Annotated in this window: 28 protein-coding genes; 13 read left to right on the top strand and 15 right to left on the bottom strand. The window is 69.9% G+C overall.

All coding sequences use genetic code 11. The features are described 5' to 3' along the window. The 4 genes from Q7T09_RS08180 to hemE form a co-directional block, all read right to left on the bottom strand. A partial coding sequence (locus Q7T09_RS08180) for a Rho termination factor N-terminal domain-containing protein (protein WP_370689218.1) occupies nt 1-438 on the bottom strand: 438 nt, incomplete at its 3' end. 278 nt (nt 439-716) lie between these two features. Next, nucleotides 717-1,169 carry a CopD family protein gene (locus tag Q7T09_RS08175; protein ID WP_304699097.1) on the bottom strand — a complete coding sequence of 151 codons (453 nt, stop codon included), beginning with the start codon at nt 1,167-1,169 and terminating at the stop codon, nt 717-719. After that, nucleotides 1,166-2,206 carry a ferrochelatase gene (hemH, locus tag Q7T09_RS08170; RefSeq protein WP_304699095.1) on the bottom strand — a complete coding sequence of 347 codons (1,041 nt, stop codon included), beginning with the start codon at nt 2,204-2,206 and terminating at the stop codon, nt 1,166-1,168. The genes Q7T09_RS08175 and hemH overlap by 4 nt, the downstream gene beginning before the upstream one ends. Next, on the bottom strand, nt 2,203-3,234 hold the full coding sequence (hemE, locus tag Q7T09_RS08165) for a uroporphyrinogen decarboxylase (RefSeq protein ID WP_304699094.1): 1,032 nt from the start codon (nt 3,232-3,234) through the stop codon (nt 2,203-2,205). The genes hemH and hemE overlap by 4 nt, the downstream gene beginning before the upstream one ends. Nucleotides 3,235-3,757: 523 nt before the next feature. Here hemE and Q7T09_RS08160 point away from each other — a divergent pair. The 5 genes from Q7T09_RS08160 to dnaQ are packed head-to-tail and all read left to right on the top strand — an operon-like array spanning nt 3,758 to nt 7,424. Continuing rightward, nucleotides 3,758-4,606 carry a pyruvate, water dikinase regulatory protein gene (locus tag Q7T09_RS08160; RefSeq protein ID WP_304699092.1) on the top strand — a complete coding sequence of 283 codons (849 nt, stop codon included), beginning with the start codon at nt 3,758-3,760 and terminating at the stop codon, nt 4,604-4,606. Beyond that, on the top strand, nt 4,603-5,199 hold the full coding sequence (locus Q7T09_RS08155; RefSeq protein WP_304699091.1) for a nucleoside triphosphate pyrophosphatase: 597 nt from the start codon (nt 4,603-4,605) through the stop codon (nt 5,197-5,199). The genes Q7T09_RS08160 and Q7T09_RS08155 overlap by 4 nt, the downstream gene beginning before the upstream one ends. Then, a complete protein-coding gene (gene aroE / locus Q7T09_RS08150; RefSeq protein ID WP_304699089.1) occupies nt 5,196-6,047 on the top strand; it encodes a shikimate dehydrogenase in 852 nt (283 codons plus the stop codon). The genes Q7T09_RS08155 and aroE overlap by 4 nt, the downstream gene beginning before the upstream one ends. A gap of 4 nt (nt 6,048-6,051) precedes the next feature. Then, complete coding sequence (gene coaE, locus Q7T09_RS08145) at nt 6,052-6,675, top strand: dephospho-CoA kinase (protein WP_304699087.1); 624 nt, start codon at nt 6,052-6,054, stop codon at nt 6,673-6,675. A 41-nt stretch (nt 6,676-6,716) separates the two neighbouring features. After that, a complete protein-coding gene (gene dnaQ / locus Q7T09_RS08140) occupies nt 6,717-7,424 on the top strand; it encodes a DNA polymerase III subunit epsilon (RefSeq protein ID WP_304699086.1) in 708 nt (235 codons plus the stop codon). Nucleotides 7,425-7,601: 177 nt separating this feature from the next. Here the strand turns inward: dnaQ and secB are convergent, their stop codons facing one another. Further along, a complete protein-coding gene (gene secB, locus Q7T09_RS08135) occupies nt 7,602-8,099 on the bottom strand; it encodes a protein-export chaperone SecB (protein ID WP_304699084.1) in 498 nt (165 codons plus the stop codon). A gap of 163 nt (nt 8,100-8,262) precedes the next feature. Here secB and timA point away from each other — a divergent pair, with 163 nt between their 5' ends. Genes timA through Q7T09_RS08120 form a run of 3 tightly spaced genes read left to right on the top strand, consistent with a single transcriptional unit; the run spans nt 8,263 to nt 10,583 of the window. Beyond that, nucleotides 8,263-8,889 carry a TIM44-related membrane protein TimA gene (gene timA, locus Q7T09_RS08130; protein WP_304699100.1) on the top strand — a complete coding sequence of 209 codons (627 nt, stop codon included), beginning with the start codon at nt 8,263-8,265 and terminating at the stop codon, nt 8,887-8,889. Nucleotides 8,890-8,937: 48 nt separating this feature from the next. After that, nucleotides 8,938-10,059: an MltA domain-containing protein gene (locus tag Q7T09_RS08125; protein WP_304699083.1), complete on the top strand. Its 1,122-nt coding sequence runs from the start codon at nt 8,938-8,940 to the stop codon at nt 10,057-10,059. Next, nucleotides 10,056-10,583 (top strand): Smr/MutS family protein, encoded by a 528-nt coding sequence (locus tag Q7T09_RS08120; RefSeq protein WP_304699082.1) that lies wholly within the window; start codon nt 10,056-10,058, stop codon nt 10,581-10,583. Before Q7T09_RS08125 ends, Q7T09_RS08120 begins: the two co-directional genes overlap by 4 nt. Here the strand turns inward: Q7T09_RS08120 and Q7T09_RS08115 are convergent. Together Q7T09_RS08115 and Q7T09_RS08110 are read right to left on the bottom strand one after the other, a co-directional pair. After that, nucleotides 10,580-11,848 (bottom strand): dicarboxylate/amino acid:cation symporter, encoded by a 1,269-nt coding sequence (locus Q7T09_RS08115; protein ID WP_304699081.1) that lies wholly within the window; start codon nt 11,846-11,848, stop codon nt 10,580-10,582. The genes Q7T09_RS08120 and Q7T09_RS08115 overlap by 4 nt on opposite strands. Before the next feature lie 67 nt (nt 11,849-11,915). Further along, a complete protein-coding gene (locus Q7T09_RS08110; protein WP_304699080.1) occupies nt 11,916-13,826 on the bottom strand; it encodes a pyrroloquinoline quinone-dependent dehydrogenase in 1,911 nt (636 codons plus the stop codon). Nucleotides 13,827-14,013: 187 nt separating this feature from the next. Between Q7T09_RS08110 and Q7T09_RS08105 the strand changes: the two genes are divergently transcribed. Further along, nucleotides 14,014-14,322 (top strand): polyhydroxyalkanoic acid system family protein, encoded by a 309-nt coding sequence (locus tag Q7T09_RS08105; protein WP_304699078.1) that lies wholly within the window; start codon nt 14,014-14,016, stop codon nt 14,320-14,322. 170 nt (nt 14,323-14,492) lie between these two features. On the opposite strand, the gene Q7T09_RS08100 is transcribed toward Q7T09_RS08105, so the two are convergent. Beyond that, nucleotides 14,493-15,416 (bottom strand): CPBP family intramembrane glutamic endopeptidase, encoded by a 924-nt coding sequence (locus tag Q7T09_RS08100; protein ID WP_304699077.1) that lies wholly within the window; start codon nt 15,414-15,416, stop codon nt 14,493-14,495. Between the two features lie 47 nt (nt 15,417-15,463). Here Q7T09_RS08100 and Q7T09_RS08095 point away from each other — a divergent pair, with 47 nt between their 5' ends. Further along, nucleotides 15,464-16,090, top strand: coding sequence for a hypothetical protein (locus Q7T09_RS08095; RefSeq protein ID WP_304699075.1), 627 nt, complete (start codon nt 15,464-15,466; stop codon nt 16,088-16,090). Between the two features lie 146 nt (nt 16,091-16,236). Here the strand turns inward: Q7T09_RS08095 and Q7T09_RS08090 are convergent, their stop codons facing one another. From Q7T09_RS08090 to Q7T09_RS08065, 6 genes are read right to left on the bottom strand one after another with little or no spacing between them, the layout of a single operon-like run. Further along, entirely contained in the window at nt 16,237-16,572 is a 336-nt protein-coding gene (locus tag Q7T09_RS08090) for a phosphoribosyl-ATP diphosphatase (protein WP_304699073.1), read from the bottom strand. Beyond that, the gene (hisF, locus tag Q7T09_RS08085; RefSeq protein WP_304699072.1) at nt 16,569-17,366 is read right to left on the bottom strand and encodes an imidazole glycerol phosphate synthase subunit HisF; all 798 of its coding nucleotides are present in this window, start codon (nt 17,364-17,366) and stop codon (nt 16,569-16,571) included. The genes Q7T09_RS08090 and hisF overlap by 4 nt, the downstream gene beginning before the upstream one ends. Further along, nucleotides 17,366-18,088 (bottom strand): 1-(5-phosphoribosyl)-5-[(5-phosphoribosylamino)methylideneamino]imidazole-4-carboxamide isomerase, encoded by a 723-nt coding sequence (gene hisA, locus Q7T09_RS08080; RefSeq protein ID WP_304699071.1) that lies wholly within the window; start codon nt 18,086-18,088, stop codon nt 17,366-17,368. The genes hisF and hisA overlap by 1 nt, the downstream gene beginning before the upstream one ends. Continuing rightward, nucleotides 18,085-18,717, bottom strand: coding sequence for an imidazole glycerol phosphate synthase subunit HisH (gene hisH / locus Q7T09_RS08075; protein WP_304699069.1), 633 nt, complete (start codon nt 18,715-18,717; stop codon nt 18,085-18,087). The genes hisA and hisH overlap by 4 nt, the downstream gene beginning before the upstream one ends. A gap of 10 nt (nt 18,718-18,727) precedes the next feature. Further along, a complete protein-coding gene (gene hisB / locus Q7T09_RS08070; RefSeq protein WP_304699068.1) occupies nt 18,728-19,318 on the bottom strand; it encodes an imidazoleglycerol-phosphate dehydratase HisB in 591 nt (196 codons plus the stop codon). A gap of 4 nt (nt 19,319-19,322) precedes the next feature. Then, nucleotides 19,323-20,312: an adenosine kinase gene (locus tag Q7T09_RS08065; RefSeq protein WP_304699067.1), complete on the bottom strand. Its 990-nt coding sequence runs from the start codon at nt 20,310-20,312 to the stop codon at nt 19,323-19,325. Nucleotides 20,313-20,560: 248 nt separating this feature from the next. Here Q7T09_RS08065 and Q7T09_RS08060 point away from each other — a divergent pair, with 248 nt between their 5' ends. Together Q7T09_RS08060 and Q7T09_RS08055 are read left to right on the top strand one after the other, a co-directional pair. Further along, entirely contained in the window at nt 20,561-20,797 is a 237-nt protein-coding gene (locus Q7T09_RS08060) for a hypothetical protein (RefSeq protein ID WP_304699066.1), read from the top strand. 71 nt (nt 20,798-20,868) lie between these two features. Beyond that, nucleotides 20,869-21,675 (top strand): peptidylprolyl isomerase, encoded by an 807-nt coding sequence (locus Q7T09_RS08055; RefSeq protein ID WP_304699064.1) that lies wholly within the window; start codon nt 20,869-20,871, stop codon nt 21,673-21,675. Here Q7T09_RS08055 and nth read toward each other — a convergent pair. Then, nucleotides 21,672-22,352 carry an endonuclease III gene (nth, locus tag Q7T09_RS08050; protein ID WP_304699063.1) on the bottom strand — a complete coding sequence of 227 codons (681 nt, stop codon included), beginning with the start codon at nt 22,350-22,352 and terminating at the stop codon, nt 21,672-21,674. The genes Q7T09_RS08055 and nth overlap by 4 nt on opposite strands. Before the next feature lie 111 nt (nt 22,353-22,463). Here nth and Q7T09_RS08045 point away from each other — a divergent pair, with 111 nt between their 5' ends. Then, on the top strand, nt 22,464-22,919 hold the full coding sequence (locus Q7T09_RS08045; RefSeq protein WP_304699062.1) for a DUF2244 domain-containing protein: 456 nt from the start codon (nt 22,464-22,466) through the stop codon (nt 22,917-22,919). Nucleotides 22,920-22,921: the final 2 nt, after the last annotated feature.

Below are 22,921 nucleotides of genomic sequence, written 5' to 3'. Positions count from 1 at the left end.
GTCGCCGGTGCGCAGGCCGAACTTCCGGATCTGCGAGGGGCTGACATAGATGTCGTCGGGGCCGGGCAGGTAGTTGGCTTCCGGCGAGCGCAGGAAGCCGAAGCCGTCGGACACCACTTCCAGGGTGCCGGAGCCGGAGATCTCGATGCCTTCCTCGGCGAGCGTCTTGAGGATCGCGAACATCATGTCCTGCTTGCGCATGGAGTTGGCGTTCTCGATCTCCAGCTTCTCGGCGAAGGCCAGCAGGTCGACCGGCGACTTGTCCTTCAGTTCCTGGAGGGACATCCGGGTGATGCCGAGCGCGGCGATGGCTGCGGAGAGTTCGTTGTCGTCGTCGTCGTCGCTGGTCTCCTGGGCGGCCGCGACCTGCGCGTCCATCGCCTGGTCGAGGGCGGAGTCTTCGGCGTCGAGGGTGTCGGAGATATTTTCTTCGGACATGGGGTATCGCCTTGATACGGCCCGGCGCACCCAGGACTTGAGACAGTCCTGCGGCGTCGAGCAAACTTGAAACGTCTATGGCGGGCCTTGAGACTCGCCGGGGGTGTTCAGGGGCCGGGACGCAGCAGCTTGGGTTTCTGGAAGCGCGCGTCGCCGGAGAGAGGCGGGGCATGACTTCGCGGTGCGCGACGCCATGTGGGTGCAGCGGAACCACATTGGGTGCTTCGGGTCAAGCGATGGGGGTAGCTTGGCTTGGGATACTAACCGCGGGGTTTGCGTTACCCCCCGAACTCCGTCGTCACCGCGATGACCATGATGATGGCCGCGATGAAGGGCAGTTCGTTGGTCATCTTCCAGAAGCGCGCCGTTCGAGTGTTGGTCCCGGCGACGAATTTCTTGCGGGCCGCCCCGAGCACATGATGCCAGGCGGTCAGGAAGACAATCCCCGCCAGCTTGGTGATCATCCAGGGGGTCTGCAGGAAGTCCCAGCCGCCGCGGATCTGGGTGGCGTCCACATAGATCAGGGCCAGGCCGAACACCCAGGTGGCCACCATGGCCGGACCCATGATGATCCGGTAGAGCTTGAGCTCCATGGTCTGGAAGGTCTTGTCCATCTCCCCGCCCATCGGCGCTGCGGCGTGGTAGGCGAACAGGCGGGGCAGGTACATCATGCCGGCCATCCAGGCGATCACCGAGATGATGTGCAGGCCGCGCAGCAGGTCGTAGTTCACGCCGAAGCTCCCTTGGTGGTGCGGCCGCATTTGCCATAGCCGGACGGGCAAAGCCATTCCCCCTCCGGCGCCGCGCCGCCAGCCCGGGCCAGGGACCGATCGACGGTCTGGGCCAGGGTGTCGATGAAGACCTGCTCCACCCCGAGCGCCGGCGCCCGCAGATAGGGGGCCACCCCCTGCTGCACCGCCAGCTCGGCATATTCGTGGTCCAGCTCCACCAGGGTTTCGATGTGCTCGGAGACGAAGGCGATGGGCGTGATCAGCAGGCCGACCCCCTGTTCCCCGGCCACGTGGATTTCGTCTGCCGTGGAGGGACCGATCCATTTCAGCGGTCCGACCCGGCTCTGGTAGCAGACCCGCCAGTCGGCGAGCTCGGGAACGAGGGCGGCCACCGCGGCGGCCGTGGCCTCGACCTGGACCTGGTAGGGATCTCCGCCAGCGATCACCTTCTCCGGCAGGCCGTGGGCGGAGAACAGCAGGCGGACGTTCCTGGGCTTGCCGGCCTCTTCCCAGGTGTCGTGGATGCGCTGGGCGTGGGCTTCGATCAGGCCCTCGGCGGTGGGATAGCAGCAGACTGTGCGCGTGCGGCCCGGGCCCGAATAGGCCTTGGCCCAGTCCTTCAGGGACGAGCCCGTCGTGGTGGTGGAGAACTGCGGATAGAGCGGCAGCAGGACGATCTCATCGGGATTGAAGGCCGCCACCGCCCTGGCCGTCTCGTAGGCGAAGGGCTTCCAGTAGCGCATGGCGATGAAGGTCTTGGCGGTGAGGTCGGGCCTGGCCGCCGCCAGGGCCAGATCCAGGGCTTCGGCCTGTGCCAGGGTCTCGGGCAGCAGGGGCGAGCCGCCCCCCATGATGGCGTAGTTGGCCTGGGCCGAGCTTTCCCGCCGCGAGGAGATCAGGGCGGCCAGAGGATAGCGCACGAAGGCCGGGGCCCCGATGATCGCCGGGTCCTTGAACAGGTTGTAGAGGAAGGGCCGCACCGCCTCGGGACCGTCGGGGCCGCCGAGGTTGAACAGGACAACGGCGACCCGGGTCACTTGCCGGTCACCCGGCGGATGGTGCGCTCGATGTGCTCGATGGGGGTGTCGGGCAGGACCCCATGGCCCAGGTTGAAGATATAGGGACCGGAGTTCCACTGCTCGATCAGGGCGTCGACCCGGGCGTCGAGGGCCGGGCCCCCGGCGCGCAGCAGCAGGTTGTCCAGCGCCCCCTGGATGGTCTTGCCGCTGTCCTGAATCTTCTGGCCCAGCACCGCGGTGGCCTGGGTGTCCAGGGCCACGCAGTTGACCGGGACCCGGGCGGCGTAGTTCTCCACCAGGGCGCCGGCCCCGCGTGGGAAGCCGATGAAGGGGGTGTCGACCCCGGCGGCGCGGACCTTCTCGATGATGGCGGTGTGCGGCTTGATGACGATGCGTTCGAAGACATCCTCGGCCAGCCCCTCCGCCCAGCTCTCGAACAGCTTCAGCACCTGGGCGCCGGACCTGGCCTGCATCACCAGGTAGCGGGCGGTGGACTCCACCAGCACCTCCAGCAGGCGGTCGAGCTTCTCCGGGTTCTGGTAGGCGTAGGTCCTGGCGCCGGAGCGGTCTGAGCCGCGGCCCTCGATCATGTAGGTGGCCACGGTCCAGGGGGCGCCGGCGAAGCCGATCAGGGCCCGGTCCGGCTCCAGCTCGGCCCGCACGCGCGACAGGGTCTCGCCGATGGCCGACAGCCGCCCGGTGGAGGCCTCGATCTGGTCGGCCAGGGCCTCGATCTCCGGCAGGGCGCCGAGCCTGGGACCCTCGCCCGCCTCGAACCAGACCTCCTGGCCGAGCGCCTGGGGGATCAGCAGGATGTCGGCGAAGACGATGGCCGCATCCAGGGGGAAGCGGCGCATGGGCTGCATCGTCGCCTCGGCGGCCATTTCCGGATTGTGGCAGAAGGCGATGAAGTCCTTGGCCCGGGTCCGCAGTTCCCGGTACTCGGGCAGGGAGCGTCCCGCCTGACGCATGAACCAGACCGGCGGGCGGTCCAGGGTTTCTCCGGCCAGGGCGCGGAGAAGGTGGGGTTTCGAACTGTTCGGCATGGGGAGCCTTAAATCGCCTTCCCCTCTCCGGCTCAAGCCCGTCTGTTCGGCCCCGCCTGCCTTCTACCTATCTAAGATTTGGAATCTGAATTGAAGAGGTAGCGGTAGGCCTGTCGATCATGGGGGAAACCTCCGATGTCGCACCCCCTCCTCGACTCCCTTTCCCCAGGCCAGGGCCGCTTCCTCCCGCCGTGATAAGCGGGGCTGTGGATTGTGTTAACGAAGTCTTAACCGCTTGAGCGGACTTAACGATTCATTAACCTCTCGGGGACGCAGGCCCTGAACGAACGGCGGTCATCCGCAGCTTGACCATGGGCGGGATTCACATCCCCCACGCCGCAGGGATGATCGGGGCGCCCGACGGACTCAAACTTCGGCTTTCATCCCCGTTCTCCACCGGCCGCGCGGGACCAGCGCGATTTGGCCGCGGCTATCCCCAAGCGCGCGCGGCTTCGCTAAGAAGGTGTCGACACACCTGTCCCCAGATATTTCTTCCGCCCCGCCGCTCGAACCCCAAGGGTCCATGACCACCGCCCCGCGCTTCGCCACCTACTTCCATGTGCACCTGGTCTCCGACTCCACCGGCGAGACCCTGAACGCCATGGCCCGCGCGGTCTGCGCCCGGTTCGAGAACGTCCTGCCCATCGAGCACATCTACGCCCTGGTCCGCTCGCCCCGGCAGCTGGAGCGGGCGCTCACCGACATCGAGGCCGCGCCGGGGGTGGTGATCCACACCATCGTCGACGACGAACTCCGCGCGGCCCTGGAGGAGGGGTGCCGCAAGCTGGACATGGCCTGCATCCCCGCCTTGGATCCCCTAGTCTCGGCCCTGTCGCGCTATCTGGGCGCGGCGCTGACCCGGCGGGTCGGGGTGCAGCACGCTCTGGACAACGACTATTTCAACCGCATGGACGCCCTGAACTACGCCATCGGCCACGACGACGGCCAGGGCGGCCAGGACCTGGACCAGGCCGATGTGGTGCTGGTGGGGGTCTCACGCACGTCCAAGACCCCGACCTGCATCTATCTGGCCCACCGCGGGGTGCGGGCGGCCAATGTCCCCCTGGTGCCGGGACGGTCGCCGCCCGAGAAGCTGATGACCCTGAAGAACGCCCTCATCGTGGGCCTGACCATCTCGCCGGACCGGCTGATCCAGATCCGCCGCAACCGTCTGCTCAGCCTGAAGGAAGACCGGGAGAGCAGCTATATCGACATCGAGGCGGTCCGCGAGGAGACGGTCCTGGCCCGCCGGCTCTACGAGAAGATGGAGTGGCCGGTGATTGACGTCACCCGCCGCAGCGTCGAGGAGACGGCCGCGGCCGTGCTCAACCTGCTGCACGGGGGCCACGGCCAGATCGAGGTGCTGGGATGAGCGCGCCGATCATCCTGGCCTCCAAGAGCGCTGCCCGCACCGCCGTGCTGAAAGGCGCCGGCGTGCCCTTCGAGACCGCCGTCTCCGGGGTGGACGAGGAGGCGGTGAAGACCGCCCTGCTCGGCCAGGGGGGCACGCCCCGCGAAGTGGCCGACGCCCTGGCCGAACTGAAGGCGGTGAAGATCTCGCGCGGTCGGCCGGGCTTCGTGATCGGCGCCGACCAGACCCTGGAGTTCGAGGGCTCGCTCTACGACAAGGCCGAGACGGTGGAAGCCGCGCGCGCGCGCCTGAAGCTACTGCGCGGCAAACCGCACCAGCTGCACTCGGCGGTGGTGGTGGCCAGGGACGGCGCGCCGATCTGGCGCGAGGTGGCCACCTGCACGTTGACCATGCGCGACTTTTCCGACGACTTCCTGGAGGCCTACCTGCTGGCCGAAGGGGAGGAGGCCCTGGGTTCGGTGGGCTGCTACCGGTTGGAGAGCCATGGCTCGCAGCTGTTCTCCAAGATCGAGGGCGACTATTTCGCCATCCTGGGCTTGCCCCTGCTGGGTCTGCTGGATCTGCTGCGCAAACATGGGGCCCTGGCGGCATGAGCAGGATCACCGGCGCCACCCGGGTGGCGGGCGTTGTGGGTCATCCCGTCGCCCACACCATGAGCCCGACCCTGCACAATGCCTGGCTGGCGGCCGCCGGGATCGACGGGGTCTATGTGCCCTTCGGCGTCTTCCCCGAGGCCTTCCCGTCCTTCATCAACGGCCTGCGCGGCGGGTCGGTGGCCGGGCTGAACGTCACCGTGCCCTTCAAGACCGTGGCGCTCACCCTGGCCGACGAGGTCAGCGAGCGGGCCCGCTTGGCCCAGGCGGCCAACGTCCTGGTGTTCGGACCCGAGGGCGCCATCTTCGCCGACAACACCGACGGCCTGGGCCTGCTGGCGGCATTCGCCGTCCAGGCGCCGGGTTTCGATCCCGCGGCGGCGCCCGTGGCGATCCTCGGCGCGGGCGGCGGGGCGCGCGGGGCCGCGGCGGCCTTCCTCACCGCCGGGGCGACCGATATCCGCATCCTCAACCGCACCGTGGCGCGGGCCAGGGAGATCGCCGCCGATCTCGGCCCCGCCGTGCGCGCCTATGGGCTGGACCAGGCCGAGCAGGCCTTCGAAGGCCTCGGCGCCCTGATCAACGCCACCTCGGCGGGCCTCAGCGGTTCGGGCAGCCTGGACGTGCCCCTGGCGGCGACGCCGGCGACCTGCGTGGTGATGGACATGGTCTACAAGCCCCTGCTCACGCCATTCCTGGCGCAGGCCGGGGCGCTGGGCCGGCCCACGGTGGACGGGCTGGAAATGCTGATCGGCCAGGCCATCCCGGCCTTCCGCGCCTTCTTCGGCCAGGCGCCGCCCGACGGGATCGACGTCCGGGCCCTGGCCATCCAAGCCCTGGGACTTTGACGCCATGCTGAATATCGGACTGACCGGCTCCATCGGGATGGGCAAGTCGACCACCGCGGCCATGTTCCGCGAGGCCGGGATCCCGGTCTATGACGCCGACGCGGTGGTGGCCGACCTCTATGTGAAGGGCGGGGCGGCGGTGGCGCCCCTGGAGGCGGCCTTTCCGGGGGTCACCCGGGATGGCGCCGTGGACCGCGAGGCCCTGCGCCAGCGGGTGCTCGGCGACGACGCGGCCATGGCCCGGCTGAACGCCATCGTCCATCCCCTGGTGGGCGCCGATCGCGGGGCCTTCTTCAAGCACGCCCAGGAGGCCGGCGCCGACATGGTGGTGCTGGACATCCCCCTGCTGTTCGAGACCGGCGGCGACCGGAACATGGACGCCGTGGTGGTGGCCTCGGCGCCCGAGGATCAGCAGCGCGCCCGGGTCCTGGCCCGCCCCGGCTGGACCGCCGAACGGCTGGACGACATCCTCAAGCGCCAGCTGCACGACAGCGAGAAGCGAAAGCGGGCCGACTTCGTGGTGGACACCGGCCAGGGGCTGGACCACGCCCGGGCCCAGGTCGCCGAGATCATCGCGGCCCTGCGCGATCCCGCGCGCCGTCCCCAGCGAAACAACCCTGCGACCTGAGCGCCGGTTGAAACCCCGGTCGAAGCGCGGCATCTAGGGCCATGGCCCGCGAAATCGTCATGGACACCGAGACGACCGGCTTCGAGCCTCACCTCGGCCACCGGCTGGTGGAGATCGCCTGCCTGGAAATCGAGGACTTCCTGCCCACCGGGCGGCACTTCCACGTCTATATCGATCCCGAGCGCGACATGCCGCCGGACGCCGAGCGGGTGCACGGCCTGTCGGGCGCCTTCCTGAAGGGCAAGCCCAAGTTCGCCCATCCGGAGGTCAGCCACGCCTTCCTGGAGTTCGTCGGCGACGCGCCGCTGATCGCCCACAACGCCACCTTCGACCGGGCCTTCATCAATCACGAGCTGGGGGTCTGCGGCCTGACCATCCTGGAGGAGCCGCGGTGGATCGACACCTTGGCGCTGGCGCGCAAGCGCTTCCCGGGCATGGCCAATTCCCTGGACGCGCTCTGCAAGCGCTTCAAGATCTCGCTATCGGAGCGGGAAAAGCACGGGGCGCTGATCGACGCCCGCCTGCTGGCGGCGGTCTATCTGGAGCTGAAGGGCGGCCGTGAGCGGAGCCTGGAGCTTACCACCCAGGCCATGGACACCGCCGCCTACGCCGTGGCCAACCCCTCGACCTATGGCGCGCGGCCCCGGCCCCTGGCCTCCCGCTCCACCGAAGCCGAACGCGAAATCCACGCCGCCTTCATCCGCGAGGTCCTGAAGAACGACGAACTCTGGACGCGGTTCGGGCTTTGAATTTGTGATCCTTCTCCCCTTGCGGGAGAAGGTGGCCCTGCGGAGCAGGGTCGGATGAGGGGTCGATAGACCTATCCGACAAACCCACGGGAATTTTTTGAGAGGGGAGCGCAACCCCTCATCCGTCACGCCTTCGCGTGACACCTTCTCCCGCAAGGGGAGAAGGGTCTTGGACTCTTACGCGTTGCCGATCTGGCCCGCGCCGTCGGCCTGGGCCTTGCGGGCCGCATAGACGCCGGCGAAGTCGATCGGGTCGAGCAGGAAGGGCGGGAAACCGCCGTCCGAGGTCACGTCGGCGATCACCCGGCGGGCGAAGGGGAACAGGAAGCGCGGGCACTCCACCAGCAGCACCGGCTCCAGCTCCTCGGGGGGAACCCCGGCGATCTCGAAGACCCCGCCATAGAGCAGCTCGACGTGGAAGACCGGGCCGTCGTCGCGCGTCGCGCGGGCCGAGAGCTTCAGGTCCACCTCGAAATAGCCGTCGTCGCGGCCGCGGGCGTTCATTTCCACGCCCATGTCGATGCTGGGCTGGGTGGTCCCGGCGCGCAGACTCTCGGGGGCCCGCGGATTCTCGAAGCTGAGATCGCGGATGAACTGGGCGAGAATCCGGATTCCCGGGTCGGTCAGGCCGATATCGGCGCCGTTTTCCTGGCCGGCCGCGTCAGTGTCGCTCATTTGGCGAAGATTCCGTGCTCTAAGGACTGGTTCACGCCCTGTTTGGGACCGGCGCTGCTATCATGCGACTTTCGCCGATGCAACGTCGCCCCTGACGGGGGCGTTGCAACGTCCTATATTGAAGCCCACCCCTCGTCTCCATCGAAGCGATAACCAATTGCCGATCCTTGAGTTGATCATCTTCGCCGGCCTCGCCGCGGTCGTCCTGTTCCAGCTCTATTCGGTGCTGGGCCGCAGGGTGGGCCGTCAGCCGGAGGACACGCCGGCCGCCGACGCCCTGCCCGGCGCCAAGCCCGCGCCCGATCGGCTGGAGGGCGAGGAGGTCCAGGCCGCCGAGGTCGCCGAGGGCGTGGCCCTCTCCGGCTTGGCCGCCGTGCGCGCCCGGGACGGGAGTTTCGACCTGCCCCGCTTCCTCGGCGGCGCCAAGGGCGCCTACGAGATGATCGTCACCGCCTTCGCCGCCGGCGACCGCGACACCCTGCGCGACCTGCTGTCGCCGGGTATCATGGCCAGCTTCGACGCCGAGATCGCCCGGCGTGAGACCGAGGGCCGCACCGAGACCGTGGAATTCGCCCATCCCCCGCGCGCCGACCTGGAGAAGGCCGAGGTGGTGGGCGACGTGGCCAAGATCACCGTCCGCTTCCTGGCCGAGTTCCGCAGCCGCACCAAGGGGCCGGAGGGCGAGGGGGTCGACGATCGCCGCACCGCCGAGCTCTGGACCTTCGAACGCAATCTTAAGAGCCGCGACCCCAACTGGACCCTCGTCCGCGTCGACGCCGCCGAGGCGTAGGACCACCCGCTCATCCCGGCCCCCAGCCGGTCCAGCCCGGAGTCCGTCGTGGCCCGCAACCTGTCCAAGATCCTCCTGGCCTGCGCCGCGGCCCTGACGCTCGCGGCCTGCGCCACGGCCAAGCCCGGCCCCATGCCGCGTCCCACCCCCGGCCCGCAGCCGGGTCCGCCCCCCCGGCTCGAGCAGTTCAGCGACCTGCCGGGCTGGAGCGACGAGGACCACGCCGCGGCTTTCGAATCCTTCCGCGCCACCTGCGGCGCGGCCCGGGACGCCGCCATGGGGGAGATCTGCCGCCGGGCCCGCAGCCAGCCCCTGGCGCCCCGAGCCGAGGCCCGCGCCTTCTTCGAGGCTAACTTCCGGCCCGAGGCCCTGCCCGGCGAGGGGATCCTGACGGCCTATTACGCGCCGGAATATGAGGCCCGCGCCAAGTCCGACGCCGAGTTTTCCGCGCCCGTCCGGCCCAAGCCCGTCGACCTGGCGGCCAGCGGCCAGGGCGGCCGCGACGCCCAGCAGAGGGGTCTCGACGGCCAGCTCGGCCCCTATCCCGACCGCGCCGCCATCGAAGCCTCCCCGCCCGGCCAGGTTCTGGCCTGGATGCGGCCCGAGGAGCTGTTCTTCCTGCAGGTCCAGGGCTCGGGCGTGATCACCTATCCCGATGGGACCCGGACCAAGGTGCTGTTCGCCGCCACTAACGGCCGGCCCTTCGTCGGAATCGCCAATCCCATGCGCGACAAGGGTTTGCTGGCGGCCAACAATACCTCGGGCGAGGCCATCCGTCAGTGGCTGGCCGACCATCGCGGGGCCGAGGCCCAGGCCATCATGCGGCTCAACCCGCGCTACGTCTTCTTCACCCTGGCGCCGGACGACGGCCGACCGCCGGTGGGGTCGGCGGGCATTCCCCTGCCGGTCGGCCGCGCCATCGCGGTGGACCCGACCCGCCACGCCACGGGCGAGCTGTTCTGGATCGACGGGGTCGCGCCGATCCTCACCGGCGCCTTCCCCACCTACCGGCGCCTGGTGACCGCGCTGGATGTCGGCGGGGCGATCAAGGGCGAGGTCCGCGCCGACCTCTATCTGGGTCAGGGCCAGCGCGCCGGCGCCGAGGCCGGCCGGGTGCGCCATACTCTGCGGATGCACCGCCTGGTTCCGCGGGTGGGTCCCGGGTCGTGAAGCGGCCGGTCCGGCCCGACGAACTGCGCCTCTGGTCCATGGTGGCCGCCACGGTCCACCCCATGCCCGGTCGCGCGGTCTCCAAGGCCGAACGTGACGCCCTCGCCGCCCAGATCGACCACAACGCGCCCGCCGCCCGCATCCCCATCCCCGAGAAGCCCGCGCCGAAGCGTCCCGCCCACCCCTGGCTCGGGCCCGAGGACATCGAGCCGCGCCGCAAGCAGCGCATCGCCAAGGAGCGCGAGGCGATCGGCGGCCGCATCGACCTGCACGGCATGGATCAGATGCAGGCCAAGGCGGCGCTGGAGGGATTCGTCCTCGGCGCCTGGAACCGCGGCGACCGCGCGGTGCTGGTGATCACCGGCAAGGGGGCCCGCGGCGGCGGGGTGCTGCGGCGCATGACCCCGGAATGGCTGTCGAGCCCGGCCCTGCGCGAGGTGGTGGCTGGCATCTCCGAGGCCCACCGCACGCACGGCGGCGAGGGGGCGCTCTATGTGGCCCTGAAGCGGAAGAGCCGGGCCTAGACCCCCTCGCTCACCGGCAGTTCCTCCTGCGCGTCCTCCTCCAGGCTCCATTCGGCGGCCATGGTGGTGACGGCGACGTCGGCGGTGACGTTGCCGATGGTGCGCGAGATGTCGGGCAGGGTCTCCACCGCCAGCAGCAAGGGCAGGAGCTCCATCGGCACCCCCATGGCCATGGAGATGGGCCCCAGCGTGGTGAAGAAGGTCACCGCGCTGGCGATGCCGACCGCCGCCAGGCTGACCGTGGCGGCCACCAGCACCCCGACCGCGAGGACCAGCGGGCTGAGCGCCACGCCGTAGATGTGGGCCACATAGATCACCACGGCCATGTTGCCGGCCGGGCTGGTCATGCGGAACAGGGCCACGGCCATGGGCAGGACCATGCCACGCACCTTGTCGGGAACCCCCAGCCGCTCGGCGGTGTCGAGCATGGCCGGCAGGGAGGCCAGCGACGACTGGGTGGAGATGGCCACGGCCTCCACCGGGATCATGGCGCGCAGGAAGGCCATGAAGGGCACGCGGCCGAACACCACGGCCAGGATCACCGCGACCGCAGCCATGCTCAGGCACATGATGGAGACCACGATCACATAGTGGCCGAGGATCCCCACCGCCCCCAGCCCGGTCCGGGCCCCGGTGACCAGGGCCAGCGCGAACACCCCGAAGGGGGCGGCCCACAGCACCCAGTGGACCAGGACCATCATGGTGTCCTTCACCGCGGCGAAGAACCCCAGCAGGCTGGCCCGATGCTCGGCGGCGATGCGGGTGGCGGCCAGGCCGAAGACCAGGGCGAAGACCACCAGGGGCGCCATGGCCCCCTCGGCGGCGACCTGGACCGGATTGGTGGGGATGAAGCTCTTGAGCATGGCCTCGATGGTCGGCGTGGGCGGAATCTGCCCATTCGCGGCGTGGGCCGCGGCGCGCAGGGCCTGGGCGGCCTCGGCCGGGGCCGGCCAGATGGCCAGCAGGGCCGGGGTGGCGATGGCGGCGAAGGCGGCCGAGGCCACCAGCAGGACGGCGAACAGGCCCAGCGTCCGGGCCGCGTCCCCCCCGGCCCGGGCGGTGTCGGCGGCCTGGGACACCCCGGTCACCAGCAGGGCGAAGACGAGCGGGATGATGGTCATCCTCAGGGCGTCGAGCCAGAGTCCCCCCGCCGGCTCGGCCACGGCGATGATCTGCGGGACCAAGCCTGGGGCGTAGGCCGCGATGGCGGCGCCGGCGGCGAGACCGGCGACGAGGCCGATGAGAACGCGGGTGGTCAGGGTCATGCCGCCAGGTTTCACCGGGCGCGGGGCTGCGCGCCAGCGAAAAAACCCGCCCGGACCCCGAGGTTCCCTATTGCGGCAGGGCGAAGGCCACCAGCTGGTCGCCGCGCTTGGTATCGCTCTTGGAATGGCCGCCCGCGGCGATCACCACGTACTGGCGGCCCTTCCAGACATAGGTCATGGGCGTGGCCTGGCCCCCGGCCGGCAGCCGACCCTTCCAGAGCACCTTGCCCGAGCGGGCGTCGAAGGCGCGCAGATAGTTGTCCATGGCCGCGCCGATGAAGACCAGGCCGCCCCCGGTGACGATGGGCCCGCCGAAATTGGGCGTGCCGGTTCCGCGCATGAAGAGCTGCGAGCCGGGCGCCAGGTCCCGCGTGGTCCCCAGGGGCACGCGCCACAGCACCTTGCCGTCGTGCATGTCGATGGCCGACAGCTCCCCCCAGGGCGGCGGGTTGCAGGGCAGGCCCAGCGGCGAGCGCAGCAGCTCGCGCTTCATGCCGTAGCGGGCGCCTGTATTGGGACTGATCTCCAGATCCGGCTGGGCGGCCTTGGCGGCTTTCACCTGTTCCGCCGGGATCAGGGTCACCTTGTGCAGGGCGCTGGAGGTGTTGGCATAGACCACCTGGCGGCCCGGATCGAAGGCGATCCCGCCCCAGTTCGAGCCGCCGCCGGTGAAGGGATAGATGATCGTCCCCTGGGTGGTGGGCGGGGTGTAGAGCCCCTGGTTCCGGGCGCCCTCCAGTAGCCGACGACAGGCGCCCCGGTCCCAGGGCGTCAGGCCGAAGGCATCCTGGGGCGCGATGCGGTTGGGGGCGAGCGAGGCCGGCGCCACCGGGAAGGGCTGGGTGGGGGACAGGGTCTCCCCCAGGGCCCCGCCCTGGGGAACCGGCCGCTCCACCACCGGGATGACCGGGGCGCCGGTGTCGCGGTTCAGGGTGAAGAGCAGGCCCTGCTTGGTGGTCTGGATCACGGCGGGCGAGGTCGCGCCCTTGTAGGTCACCGTGGCCAGGGTCGGCTGGGCCGGCAGGTCGTAGTCCCAGACGTCGTGGTGGGTGGTCTGGAAGGCCCAGGCCACCTGGCCGGTGGCGGCGTGCAGCGCCACCACCGAATTGGCGTGCCCGCCAGCGCCTGGCCTTGCCGCGCCGTAGAAGTCAGGGCTGGCGCTGGAAGTGGGCAGGAAGACCAGGCCGCGGGTCTCGTCGGCCGACATCGGCGCCCAGACATTGGCGGCGCCGGCGCGGATCCCGGGCCGGGCGCTGGCCAGGGGGTCGAAGCTCCACTTCAGCGCCCCGGTGACGGCGTCGAAGCCGCGCACGGCGCCGGAGAGCTCGTCGACCTTCTGGTTGTCGTCGATGGAGGAGCCCACCACCACCACGCCGGCCACCACCACGGGGGGCGAGGTGATCTGGGCGGCGCCGGGATCGTCCAGGGCGGGCATGACCGCGACCATGCCGTCCTGGCCAAAGCCCGGGCAGGCCCTGCCGGTGGCGGCGTCGAGGGCGAACAGCCGCCGGTCGTTGGTGTTCATGAAGATCCGCTCGGCGCAGGGAGCCGTGGGCGGGACGGCGGGGTTCCTCCAATAGGCCAGGCCCCGGCAGTTGTAGTCGTTGGGATAGCCGATCCCGAGCTTCAGCTTGGGATCGAAGCGCCACAGGGCCTTGCCGGTCCCCGGGTCGATGGCGCTGGCCTCGTTGAAGGGGGAACACAGATAGAGCCGGCCCGCCGCCAGGATCGGGGTCACCTCGAAGGCGGCGCGTTCCATGGCCGCGCCCTTGCTGGCCATGTCGCTGGTGGAGAAGCGCCAGGCGGGCTTCAGCCGCGCGACATTGTCCGGCGTGATCTGGCGGGCGGGGGAATAGCGTTGGCCGCCGGCGTCGCCGCCATAGTGGGCCCATCCGGCTTCCGGGGCCGGCGCGGCGCGGGGCGCGGAACAGGCGGCGAGGCTGGCGGTGGCGAGCAGGGCGAGGGCGTGTCGGGTCATGCCCCAGCCTAGCCCGCGCCGAAGCCGATCGGGAAAGCCTTCAGGGACGAGCGGCGGGACCGCCGGGACGAGCGGTGGCGCCCGGCCGGGCCGCCGACCTTCTGCAACTATCGGCGAGGCGGCCTTTGTTCCGGCTGGACCCGATCCCCATCTGCGCCGTTATGGATGTCAGTCAGAAGGGCCCGACATGAGCAAGCCGATCACCATCACCATTCCCCACGACCTGGGCCGCGCCGTGGCGCGCCAGCGGATCGAGGAGGGCTTCGGCAAGATCAGCCAGCAGTTCGGCGAGGCCGCGGCCAAGGCGCTCACCAAGAGCTGGACCGGCGACCGCATGGACTTCGCCGTCGCGGCCATGGGCCAGAACGTCACCGGCCACCTGGAGGTGCTGGACGCCGCGGTCCACATGACCATCAACCTGCCCAACGTGCTCGCCCTCATCGCCGGCAAGATCAAGGGTCGCGTCCAGAAGGAAGGCCAGCTGCTGCTGAAGTAGGGGCGCCTGGCCCCTCCTCCACGTCATCCCGGCCGCAGCGAAGCGGAGAGCCGGGACCCAGGGGGATTGATCTCGGCCCCTGGGTCCCGGATCGGCCTGGCGGCCGTCCGGGATGACGGGATTGTTCGAACCGAGACTGCGCGCGGGGTCCGGCGTAGGGCGCCTCGCCCCTAGGCCAGGGCCGGAACCACCAGGGTCCGCCGCCGATACAGCCATTCCACGCAGGCCACGATGGTCACCGCCAGCACCACCTCGTAGCCGAGGTCGGCGAGCTTGACGGTGGTTTCCGGCGAGCCCGGCAGCAGGACCTCGCCGAACAGGGCCACCCCCAGGTTCTGGGCGGCGTGGGCGCCGATCCCGAACTCCAGGCCGCCCAGCCTCAAGGTCGCCCAGGCGAAGACGGCCCCCAGCAGGGCCCGCGCCGCCAAGGCCCCCGGATCGAACTCCAGGTGGAAGAGGGCGAAGACCAGGCCGTTGATCAGCAGGACCAGCCAGACCCGGCGGGTGAAGGCGCCCACCTGCTGCAGCAGGTAGCCGCGGAACACCACCTCCTCGGCCCAGGCGGCGATCAGGAAGCCGAGGCTGGAGGCGGCCACATAGGCCAGGCGCTGGGTCAGGGGTTCGCCGGCGTCGAGGATCGGCGCCTCGCCGGCGCCCTGGGGCATGAAGACCGAAATCAGGTTCAGCACCATGATGGCGATGACACCCGCCGCCGCGCCCCAGGCCAGGACGTCCCAGCGGAAGCGGGGCGCCACGGTGATCCAGCTGCGGAAGGGCCGGCGGAAGATCAGCCGCGCGGCCAGCAGCAGGCCCGCCGCCGCCGCCGCCAGGCCGATCCCCACCTCGAAGATGTAGACGCTGGACTTCAGCAGGCGCGGCAGGTCGGCCAGCTCGCCGCCAATGACGTTGAGGGGCAGGCCCAGGTGACCGGCGAAGATCAGGACCAGGACCACCAGCAGGCTCATGGCGAGGGCGGCCACGGGTCCCGCCACCGCCATCAGCGCCACCCAGCGCCCCCTGCGGTCGCGGGGCGTCGTCTGCGCCAGGAAGGGCGGGGTCGCGCGGCCGGCAAGCACGTCGAGGGCGGGGATCATGAGGGCGCAGGTTAGCGCGCGCCGCCGAGCTCGACTATGGTGGCGCCATGCGCGCCGCTGCTTTCGCCGTCACCGTCACTCTTTTGTCCGCTGCGGGGGCCCAGGCCGCCGATCGCGGCGTCATGCAGGACAAGGACACCTTCCGCGACGCGGCCCTGGCCCCCCTCGAGGACCTCAATCTCAAGCAGAAGGGCATTCCCGACGTGCTCTCCCGCGCCCGGGCCGATCCCTATGACCTGGCGGGCCTGTCGCGCTGCGAACCCATCGCCGCCGAGATCGGACGCCTGGACGCCGCCCTGGGCCCCGACCTGGACGAGGCGCCGGCGCCCGACACCCGCACCCGGGCCCAGAAGGTTGGCGGGGCGATCAAGGACGCCGGGATCTCGGAGGTGCGCAGCGAGAGCGGCGGCCTGCTGCCCTTCCGGGGCTGGGTGCGCAAGCTGACCGGCGCCGCGCGCCACGACAAGAAGGTCCAGGCCGCCATCCGCGCCGGCGAGATCCGCCGCGGCTATCTGAAGGGGGTGGGCATGCGCATGAACTGCGCCCCGCCGGCCGCGCCGAGCTGGTTCGTCCCCGAGCCGCCCAAGGGTCCGGTGGAAAAGGCCATCGGCTTCTCCTTCGACGGCCTCTGGGCCCGGATCGTCACCTGGTTCTGGAGCTGGTGGCCGTTTTAGCGCTTCTCCTCTCCCCGTTCAGGGGGAGAGGATGGGTGAGGGCGCGCGCAGCAGGGCTGCGCGTCTCGGCCTCTGAGGGGTCACGGAACTTCGGAAAAAGCCCTCACCCTACCCTCTCCCGCAAGCGGGAGAGGAGGCGCTAGACCTCAGGTCTCCGACCTGTGCCGCCAGGCCTTCTCCTCCAGGCCTGAGCGGCCCTCGCGGCTTTCCAGCCAGGCGGCGACGTCGTCGAGGCTGACGTCGGCGGCCGCCAGCACCACCAGGAAGTGGTACATCAGGTCGGCGCTCTCGGCGGCCAGGCCGTCCTTGTCCTTCTGGACGGCGGAGATCACCACCTCGACGGCCTCCTCCCCCAGCTTCTTGGCGGCGCGCTCGACGCCTTCCGACAGCAGCTTGGCGGTGTAGGAGCTTTCGGGGCTGGCGCCCTTGCGGTCCTCGATGGTGGCGGCCAGGCGCTCCAGGGTCTCGGAAAAACGGCTCATGCGGCGGTCTCCGTCAGGCGGACAGGAATATGGGCCTTCGCCATGGCGCGCTTGACCTCGCCGATGGAAACGTCCCCGAAGTGGAAGATCGAGGCGGCCAGGACGGCGTCGGCGCCGCCCTTGACCACGGCCTCGACCATGTGGGCCGCATTGCCGGCGCCGCCCGAGGCGATCACCGGCACGTTCACGGCGCTGGTGACGGCGTGCAGCAGGTCGATGTCGTAGCCGGTCTTGGCGCCGTCGCGGTCCATGGAGGTCAGCAGGATCTCGCCGGCGCCGCGCTTCACGGCCTCGACGGCGTAGTCCACCACGTCCAGGCCCGTCGCGGTGCGGCCGCCATAGGTATAGACCTCCCAGCCGTCGTTGCGGCCGCCCGACCCGGTCCGCGACGTCCCGTGCTTGGCGTCGATGGCCACCACCACGGCCTGGGAGCCGAAGGCGTCGGCGCAGGCGCTGATCAGGTCGCGGTTCTCCACCGCGGCGGTGTTGACGGAAATCTTGTCGGCCCCGGCCAGCAGCAGCCGGCGGGCGTCGGCCACCTCGCGGATGCCGCCGCCGACCGAGAGCGGCATGAAGCAGACATCGGCGGTGCGGGCGATGACGTCGAGGATGGCGCCGCGCCGCTCGTGGCTGGCGGTGATGTCGAGGAACATCAGCTCGTCGGCGCCGGCGGCGTCATAGGCCCTCGCCTGTTCCACCGGATCGCCGGCGTCGCGCAGGGCCACGAAGTTCACGCCCTTCACCACGCGGCCGCCCTTGACGTCCAGGCAGGGGATGACGCGAACCTTGAGCATCAGGCGGCGACCTTCAGGGCTTCGGAAGGGCTGATGGCGCCGTTGTAGAGGGCCCGGCCCAGGACCGCGCCGGCGATCGGAACGCCCTTGCGGGCCCGCAGCCGGACGATGTCGTCGACGCTGGCCAGGCCGCCGGCGGCGATCACCGGGATATTGACCGCGTCGGCGATGGCCCCGAAGGCCTCGACATTGAAGCCCATCACCGTGCCGTCGCGGTCGATGTCGGTGATGATCAGGGCGCCGACCCCGGCGTCCTCGAAACGCTTGGAGACGGTGACGGCGTCGAGGTCGGAGCTCTCGGTCCAGCCCTGCGTCGCCACCTTGCCCTTGCGGACATCGACGCTGACGGCGATCTGCTCGGGCCATTCGCGGGCCGCGGCCTTGACGATCTCGGGATCGGTGACGGCGATGGTGCCCAGGATCACCCGGGAGACCCCGGCCTCGATCCAGCGCTCGATGTCCTTCATCGAGCGGATGCCGCCCCCCAGCTGGACGGGGATGGAGACGTTCTCGAGGATGGCCTCGACGGCCTTCTCATTGATCGCCCGGCCCTGGACGGCGCCGTTGAGGTCCACCACGTGGACCCAGTGGAAGCCAGACTCCACGAACTGCCGGGCCTGGTCGGCGGGGGAGGCGTTGAAGACGGTGGCGGTGGTCAGGTCACCGTGCAGCACGCGCACGCACTGGCCATCCTTCAAGTCGATCGCGGGATAGAGGATCAAGGTCGCCACTCCAGGAAGCGCGCCAACAGGGCAAGGCCGGCGCTCTGCGACTTTTCAGGGTGAAACTGTACGCCCGCGATGTTGCCGTTGGCGACAGCGGCCGGGAATTGTCCCCCGTGATCGACCCAGGCGGCGACGTCGTTCTCGTCGTCCGGATAGAAGGCGAAGGAGTGGGTGAAGTACATGGGCGCCTCGCCGATCTTGGCGATCAGGTCGGGGCCGCTGGCGCCGATCAGGGTGTTCCAGCCCATGTGCGGGATCTTGATGGCCGGGTCGTGGCTCTCGATCCGCCGCACGTCGCCGCCGATCCAGTCCAGGCCGCGCGTCTCGCCGAACTCCAGCCCCCGCGTGGCCAGCAGCTGCATGCCCACGCAGATGCCCAGGAAGGGCGCGCCCTTGCCGCGGACCGCCTGGGTCATGGCCTCGATCAGGCCGGGGCGTTCCGAGAGCGCGGTCATGCAGGCCGAGAAGGCCCCGACGCCGGGCAGGACGATGCGGTCGGCGGCGGCCACGATGTCGGGATCGCAGGTGACCACGATCTGGCTCTCGCCGTCGGCGGCCTTCACCAAGGCCTTTTCGGCCGAGCGAAGGTTGCCCGACCCGTAGTCGATCAGGGCGACATTCTGCATGGATTGGATCCTACAGGACGCCCTTGGTCGACGGCGCGTGACCATGGGTCTTGGGGTCGAGTTCGACGGCGGCGCGCAGGGCGCGGGCCAGGGCCTTGAAGCCGCTCTCGGCGATGTGGTGGCTGTTGTCGCCGTAGAGGGTCTCCAGGTGCACGCAGGCGCCCAGGTTCATGGCGAAGGCGTGGTGGAACTCCTTGAACAGCTCGGTATCGAACTCGCCGATCTTCGGGGTCTTGAAGGCCACCTTCCAGATCAGATAGGGCCGGTTGGACAGGTCGATGGCGCAGCGCGTCAGGGTCTCGTCCATGGGGATATAGGCGTGGCCGAACCGGCGGACGCCCTTGAACCCGTCCAGCGCCTTGGCGATGGCCTGGCCGATGACGATGCCGGTGTCCTCCACCGTGTGGTGGAAGTCGATGTGCAGGTCGCCCTGGGTCCGCACCTTCAGGTCGATGCCGCCGTGACGGGCGAAGCTATCGAGCATGTGGTCGAAGAAGCCGACCCCAGTCTGGACATCGGACACGCCGGACCCGTCCAGATCGACGCTGACGCTGATCTGGGTTTCCTTGGTGTTGCGGACGACTTCGGCCGTGCGGGCCATGGGCTTAGAGTCCTTTCGACGCCGCGAGGTCTTTCAGATTGACCAGGGGGCGCGGGCCGTAGTGCGAGATCACTTCCGACGCCGCCAGCGAGCCGAGCTGACCGCAGACATTCAGCGGCCGGCCCTTGGCGAGACCGAACATGAAACCGGCTGCGTATTGGTCGCCCGCGCCGGTCGTGTCCACGACTTTTTCCACCGGGTAGGCCGAAACGTCGAAGGTCTGGCCAGCCGCGGCGATGGTGGAGCCGGCCGCGCCGCGGGTGACGGCGGCGATCTTCACCTTGCCGCGCATCTGGGCCATGGCGTCGTTGAAATCGTCGGTCTGGAACATCGCCATCAGCTCGGTGTCGTTGGCGAAGACCAGGTCCACCTGGCTCTCGATGAAGCCCAGCAGGGCCTCGCGGTGACGCTCCACCACGAACCCGTCCGATAGCGTGATGGCGATCATCCGCCCCGAGCCCCGGGCCAGGCCCGCGGCCTTGGCGAAGGCGCGCCGCGCGGCCTCGGCGTCGAACAGGTAGCCCTCAAGATAGACGATCTTGGCGCCCTCGATGATCGCCGGGTCGACGTCGTCGGCGGCGAACTCGGTCGATGCGCCAAGATAGGTGCACATGGTGCGCTCGCCATCGGGGGTGACGTTGATCAGCGAGCGGGCCGTGGCCGGGCCGCCGGTGAGCGGCGGGGTGTCGAAGTGGGCGCCGATGGCGCGCATGTCGTGGGCGAAGACGTCGCCCAGCTGGTCCTTGGCCACCTTGCCCAGATAGGCCGCCCGGCCGCCGAAGCTGGCGACCCCGGCGATGGTGTTGCCCGCCGAGCCGCCGGAGGCCTCGATGCCCGCCGCCATCTTGCCGTAGAGCTCCACGCCGCGCGCTTCGTCGATCAGCATCATGGCGCCCTTGTCCAGCGCGTTGGCGGAGAGGAAGTCGTCGGTCGCCGGGGCGATCACATCGACGATGGCGTTGCCGATGGCGGCGACGTCGTAGAGTTCGGTCATGGGGCTTTCCGGGGAAACGTTGGCCGGCTGACTACAGGGAAAGGCAAGCTTGAGCAACGCAAGGAGCCGGTGAGAGAGTCTCCAGCATGCGGCTTTTTCACTTCCGCGACGATCGCGACATCGAATGCTTCGTTCCGAGGCCGGTCGCGCTCCCCTCGGCGCGGGGCGCCAGGGCGGCAACCGGCGAGCGGCCCGCACGTTAGGTCCGCAGGGCGGAACAACCGCCATCAGTTCAAGAGGACCGGCACATGGGCATTCTCAATCAAGCCAAGGACGCCGAGCGCGCGGCCAGCGACAAGCAGAGCGTGAAGGCGGCCGAGGTCCCCCACGCCCGCAAGGTGACGCCGCTGAAGGAGGGCGAGAAGCCCGACCAACTGGCGGACAAGGAACATGAGGCCGAAGACCGCCAGGAAGCCCTGCTGGACGAGGGCCTGGAGGAAAGCTTCCCGGGCAGCGACCCGGTGAGCGTCAAGCGCATCACCTGACCTGATCCCATTCGGCCGGTCCCTCAAAAGATCGGTTGGCGCGGGGCGGCGGAGAAGCTTCACTGGGTCGCATGATCCGCAAGCTCTCCGCCGCCCTTTGCGCGTTCGCCCTGATGGGCGCCGCCCCCGCCAGCGACTGGCGGCCCCTCGATCCGCAAGACACCCTGGTGATCGACACCACCCAGGGCCGCATCATCGTGGCCCTGGCGCCGGTCCTGGCGCCGCAGTCGGTGGCCCGGGTGAAGCTGCTGGCCCGCGAAGGCGTCTATGACGGCCTGCAATTCCATCGGGTGATCGACGGCTTCGTCGACCAGACCGGCAATCCCGACAACCGCGACGGCGGGGTCTCCAGCCACCCCGACCTGCCGCCGGAATTCACCTTCAAGCTGAAGATCACCGACTATCTGGCGGTCAGCGCGCCGTCGGACGCCACCACCGGCTTCCTCGGCGCGGTCCCGATCCAGACGGTGTCGGGCCAGGAGGCCGTGCGCAGCACCGACGGGACGATCCGCGCCTGGGGCGCCTATTGCCCCGGCGTCGCCGGCATGGGCCGGCAGGCGGCCGACGACACCGGCAACAGCGAGATCTTCTTCATGCGGGCCGCCAGCCGCCGCCTCGACCGCGACTATACGGTCTGGGGCAAGGTGGTCGTGGGCCTGGACGTGGTGCGGCTGATCAAGGTGGGCGAGCCCCCCGCCGATCCCGACCGGATGCTGAAGGTGCGGGTGGCCGCCGACATGCCCGCCGCCGAGCGGCCCCGGGTCTCGATCCTCAGCGACCGCAGCCCGGCCTTCCGCACCCTGGTTCGGCAGGTGCGCAGCGCCAAGGGCGCCGACTTCTCCATCTGCGACGTCGAACTGCCGGTGCGCGTCGATTAGCCGACGAACAGTGTCTTCGAGGGACAGAGGTCGGCGATCGGGCAGTCCTCGCACTTCGGCCGCCGCGCCAGGCAGGTGTAGCGGCCGTGCAGGATCAGCCAGTGGTGGGCCCGGGTCAGGTAGGGCTCGGGGACTATGGCCATCAGGTCGGCCTCCACCTGATCCGGCGTCTTGCCATCCGACAGCTTCAGGCGGTGGGCGACGCGGAAGACGTGGGTGTCCACGGCGATGGCCGGCTCGATCCGCAGCTCGTTGAGCACGACGCTGGCGGTCTTGCGCCCCACCCCGGGCAGGGCCTGGAGGGCCGCGCGGTCCAGGGGCACCTCGCCGCCGTGCTGGTCCATCAGGATGCGGGCCGTGGCGATGACGTTCCTGGCCTTGGTGCGGAACAGGCCGATGGAGGCGATATAGGGGGTCAGGCCCTCTTCTCCGAGCGCCAGCATCTTCTCCGGGCTGTCGGCCACGGCGAACAGTTTGCGGGTGGCCTTGTTCACCGAGACGTCGGTGGCCTGGGCCGACAGGGCCACGGCGGTCACCAGCTCATAGGGGCTGGCATAATCCAGCTCGGTGCGGGGATCGTCGCTGAGCGCGATGAACCGGTGAAAAATTTCCGCGATCCGCGCCTGTTCGGCGGGGCTGGCGGGCTTGCGGGTCTGGGCTTTCGGGGTCTTGGCCATGGCCGACCATCGCCCGCTCCGGGCCGCTTCGCCAAGCGTCCCCGCACGTGGGGCCTGTTTGGACGTCCGCAAATCGCCTAGCTTGCGCGGGCTATGGACGATCACGTTTTCATGGACGCCGAAATCAGGCCCAACCGGAGCCTGTCGCAGCGCGGCTTCATGGTGCTGATCACGGTGGTGACGGTGCTCAACTGCGCCTCGGCGGCGGTGTTCCTGTCGATGGGCGCGGTCTTCGTGCCGATGTTCCTGGGCCTGGACCTGGCCGCCATCGTGGTGGCCTTCCTGGCCAGCTACGCCGCGGCCAAGCAGATCGAGCGGGTGCGGGTCACCGACCGCCAGGTCCAGGTGTTCCAAGAGACGCCGAAGATGCGCAAGCTGCTGTGGGAAAGCCCCACGGCCTTCACCCGCGTCACCCTGCTGACCGAGGACGATCACGTCGTCGACCTGCGCCTGGCGCTCTCGGGCAAGGAGGCCCCGGTGGCCCGGGCGCTGAGCCCCTCCGAACGCGCCGAGTTCGCCAAGGCCCTGGAGGGCGCGATCTACAACGCGCGGCGGGCGCGGTTCTAGCG

This window comes from Phenylobacterium sp. (genome assembly GCF_030645195.1).
Classification (GTDB): domain Bacteria; phylum Pseudomonadota; class Alphaproteobacteria; order Caulobacterales; family Caulobacteraceae; genus Phenylobacterium.
Note: the sequence above shows the minus strand (reverse complement) of the source record. Positions and strands in the feature narration are given on the sequence as shown.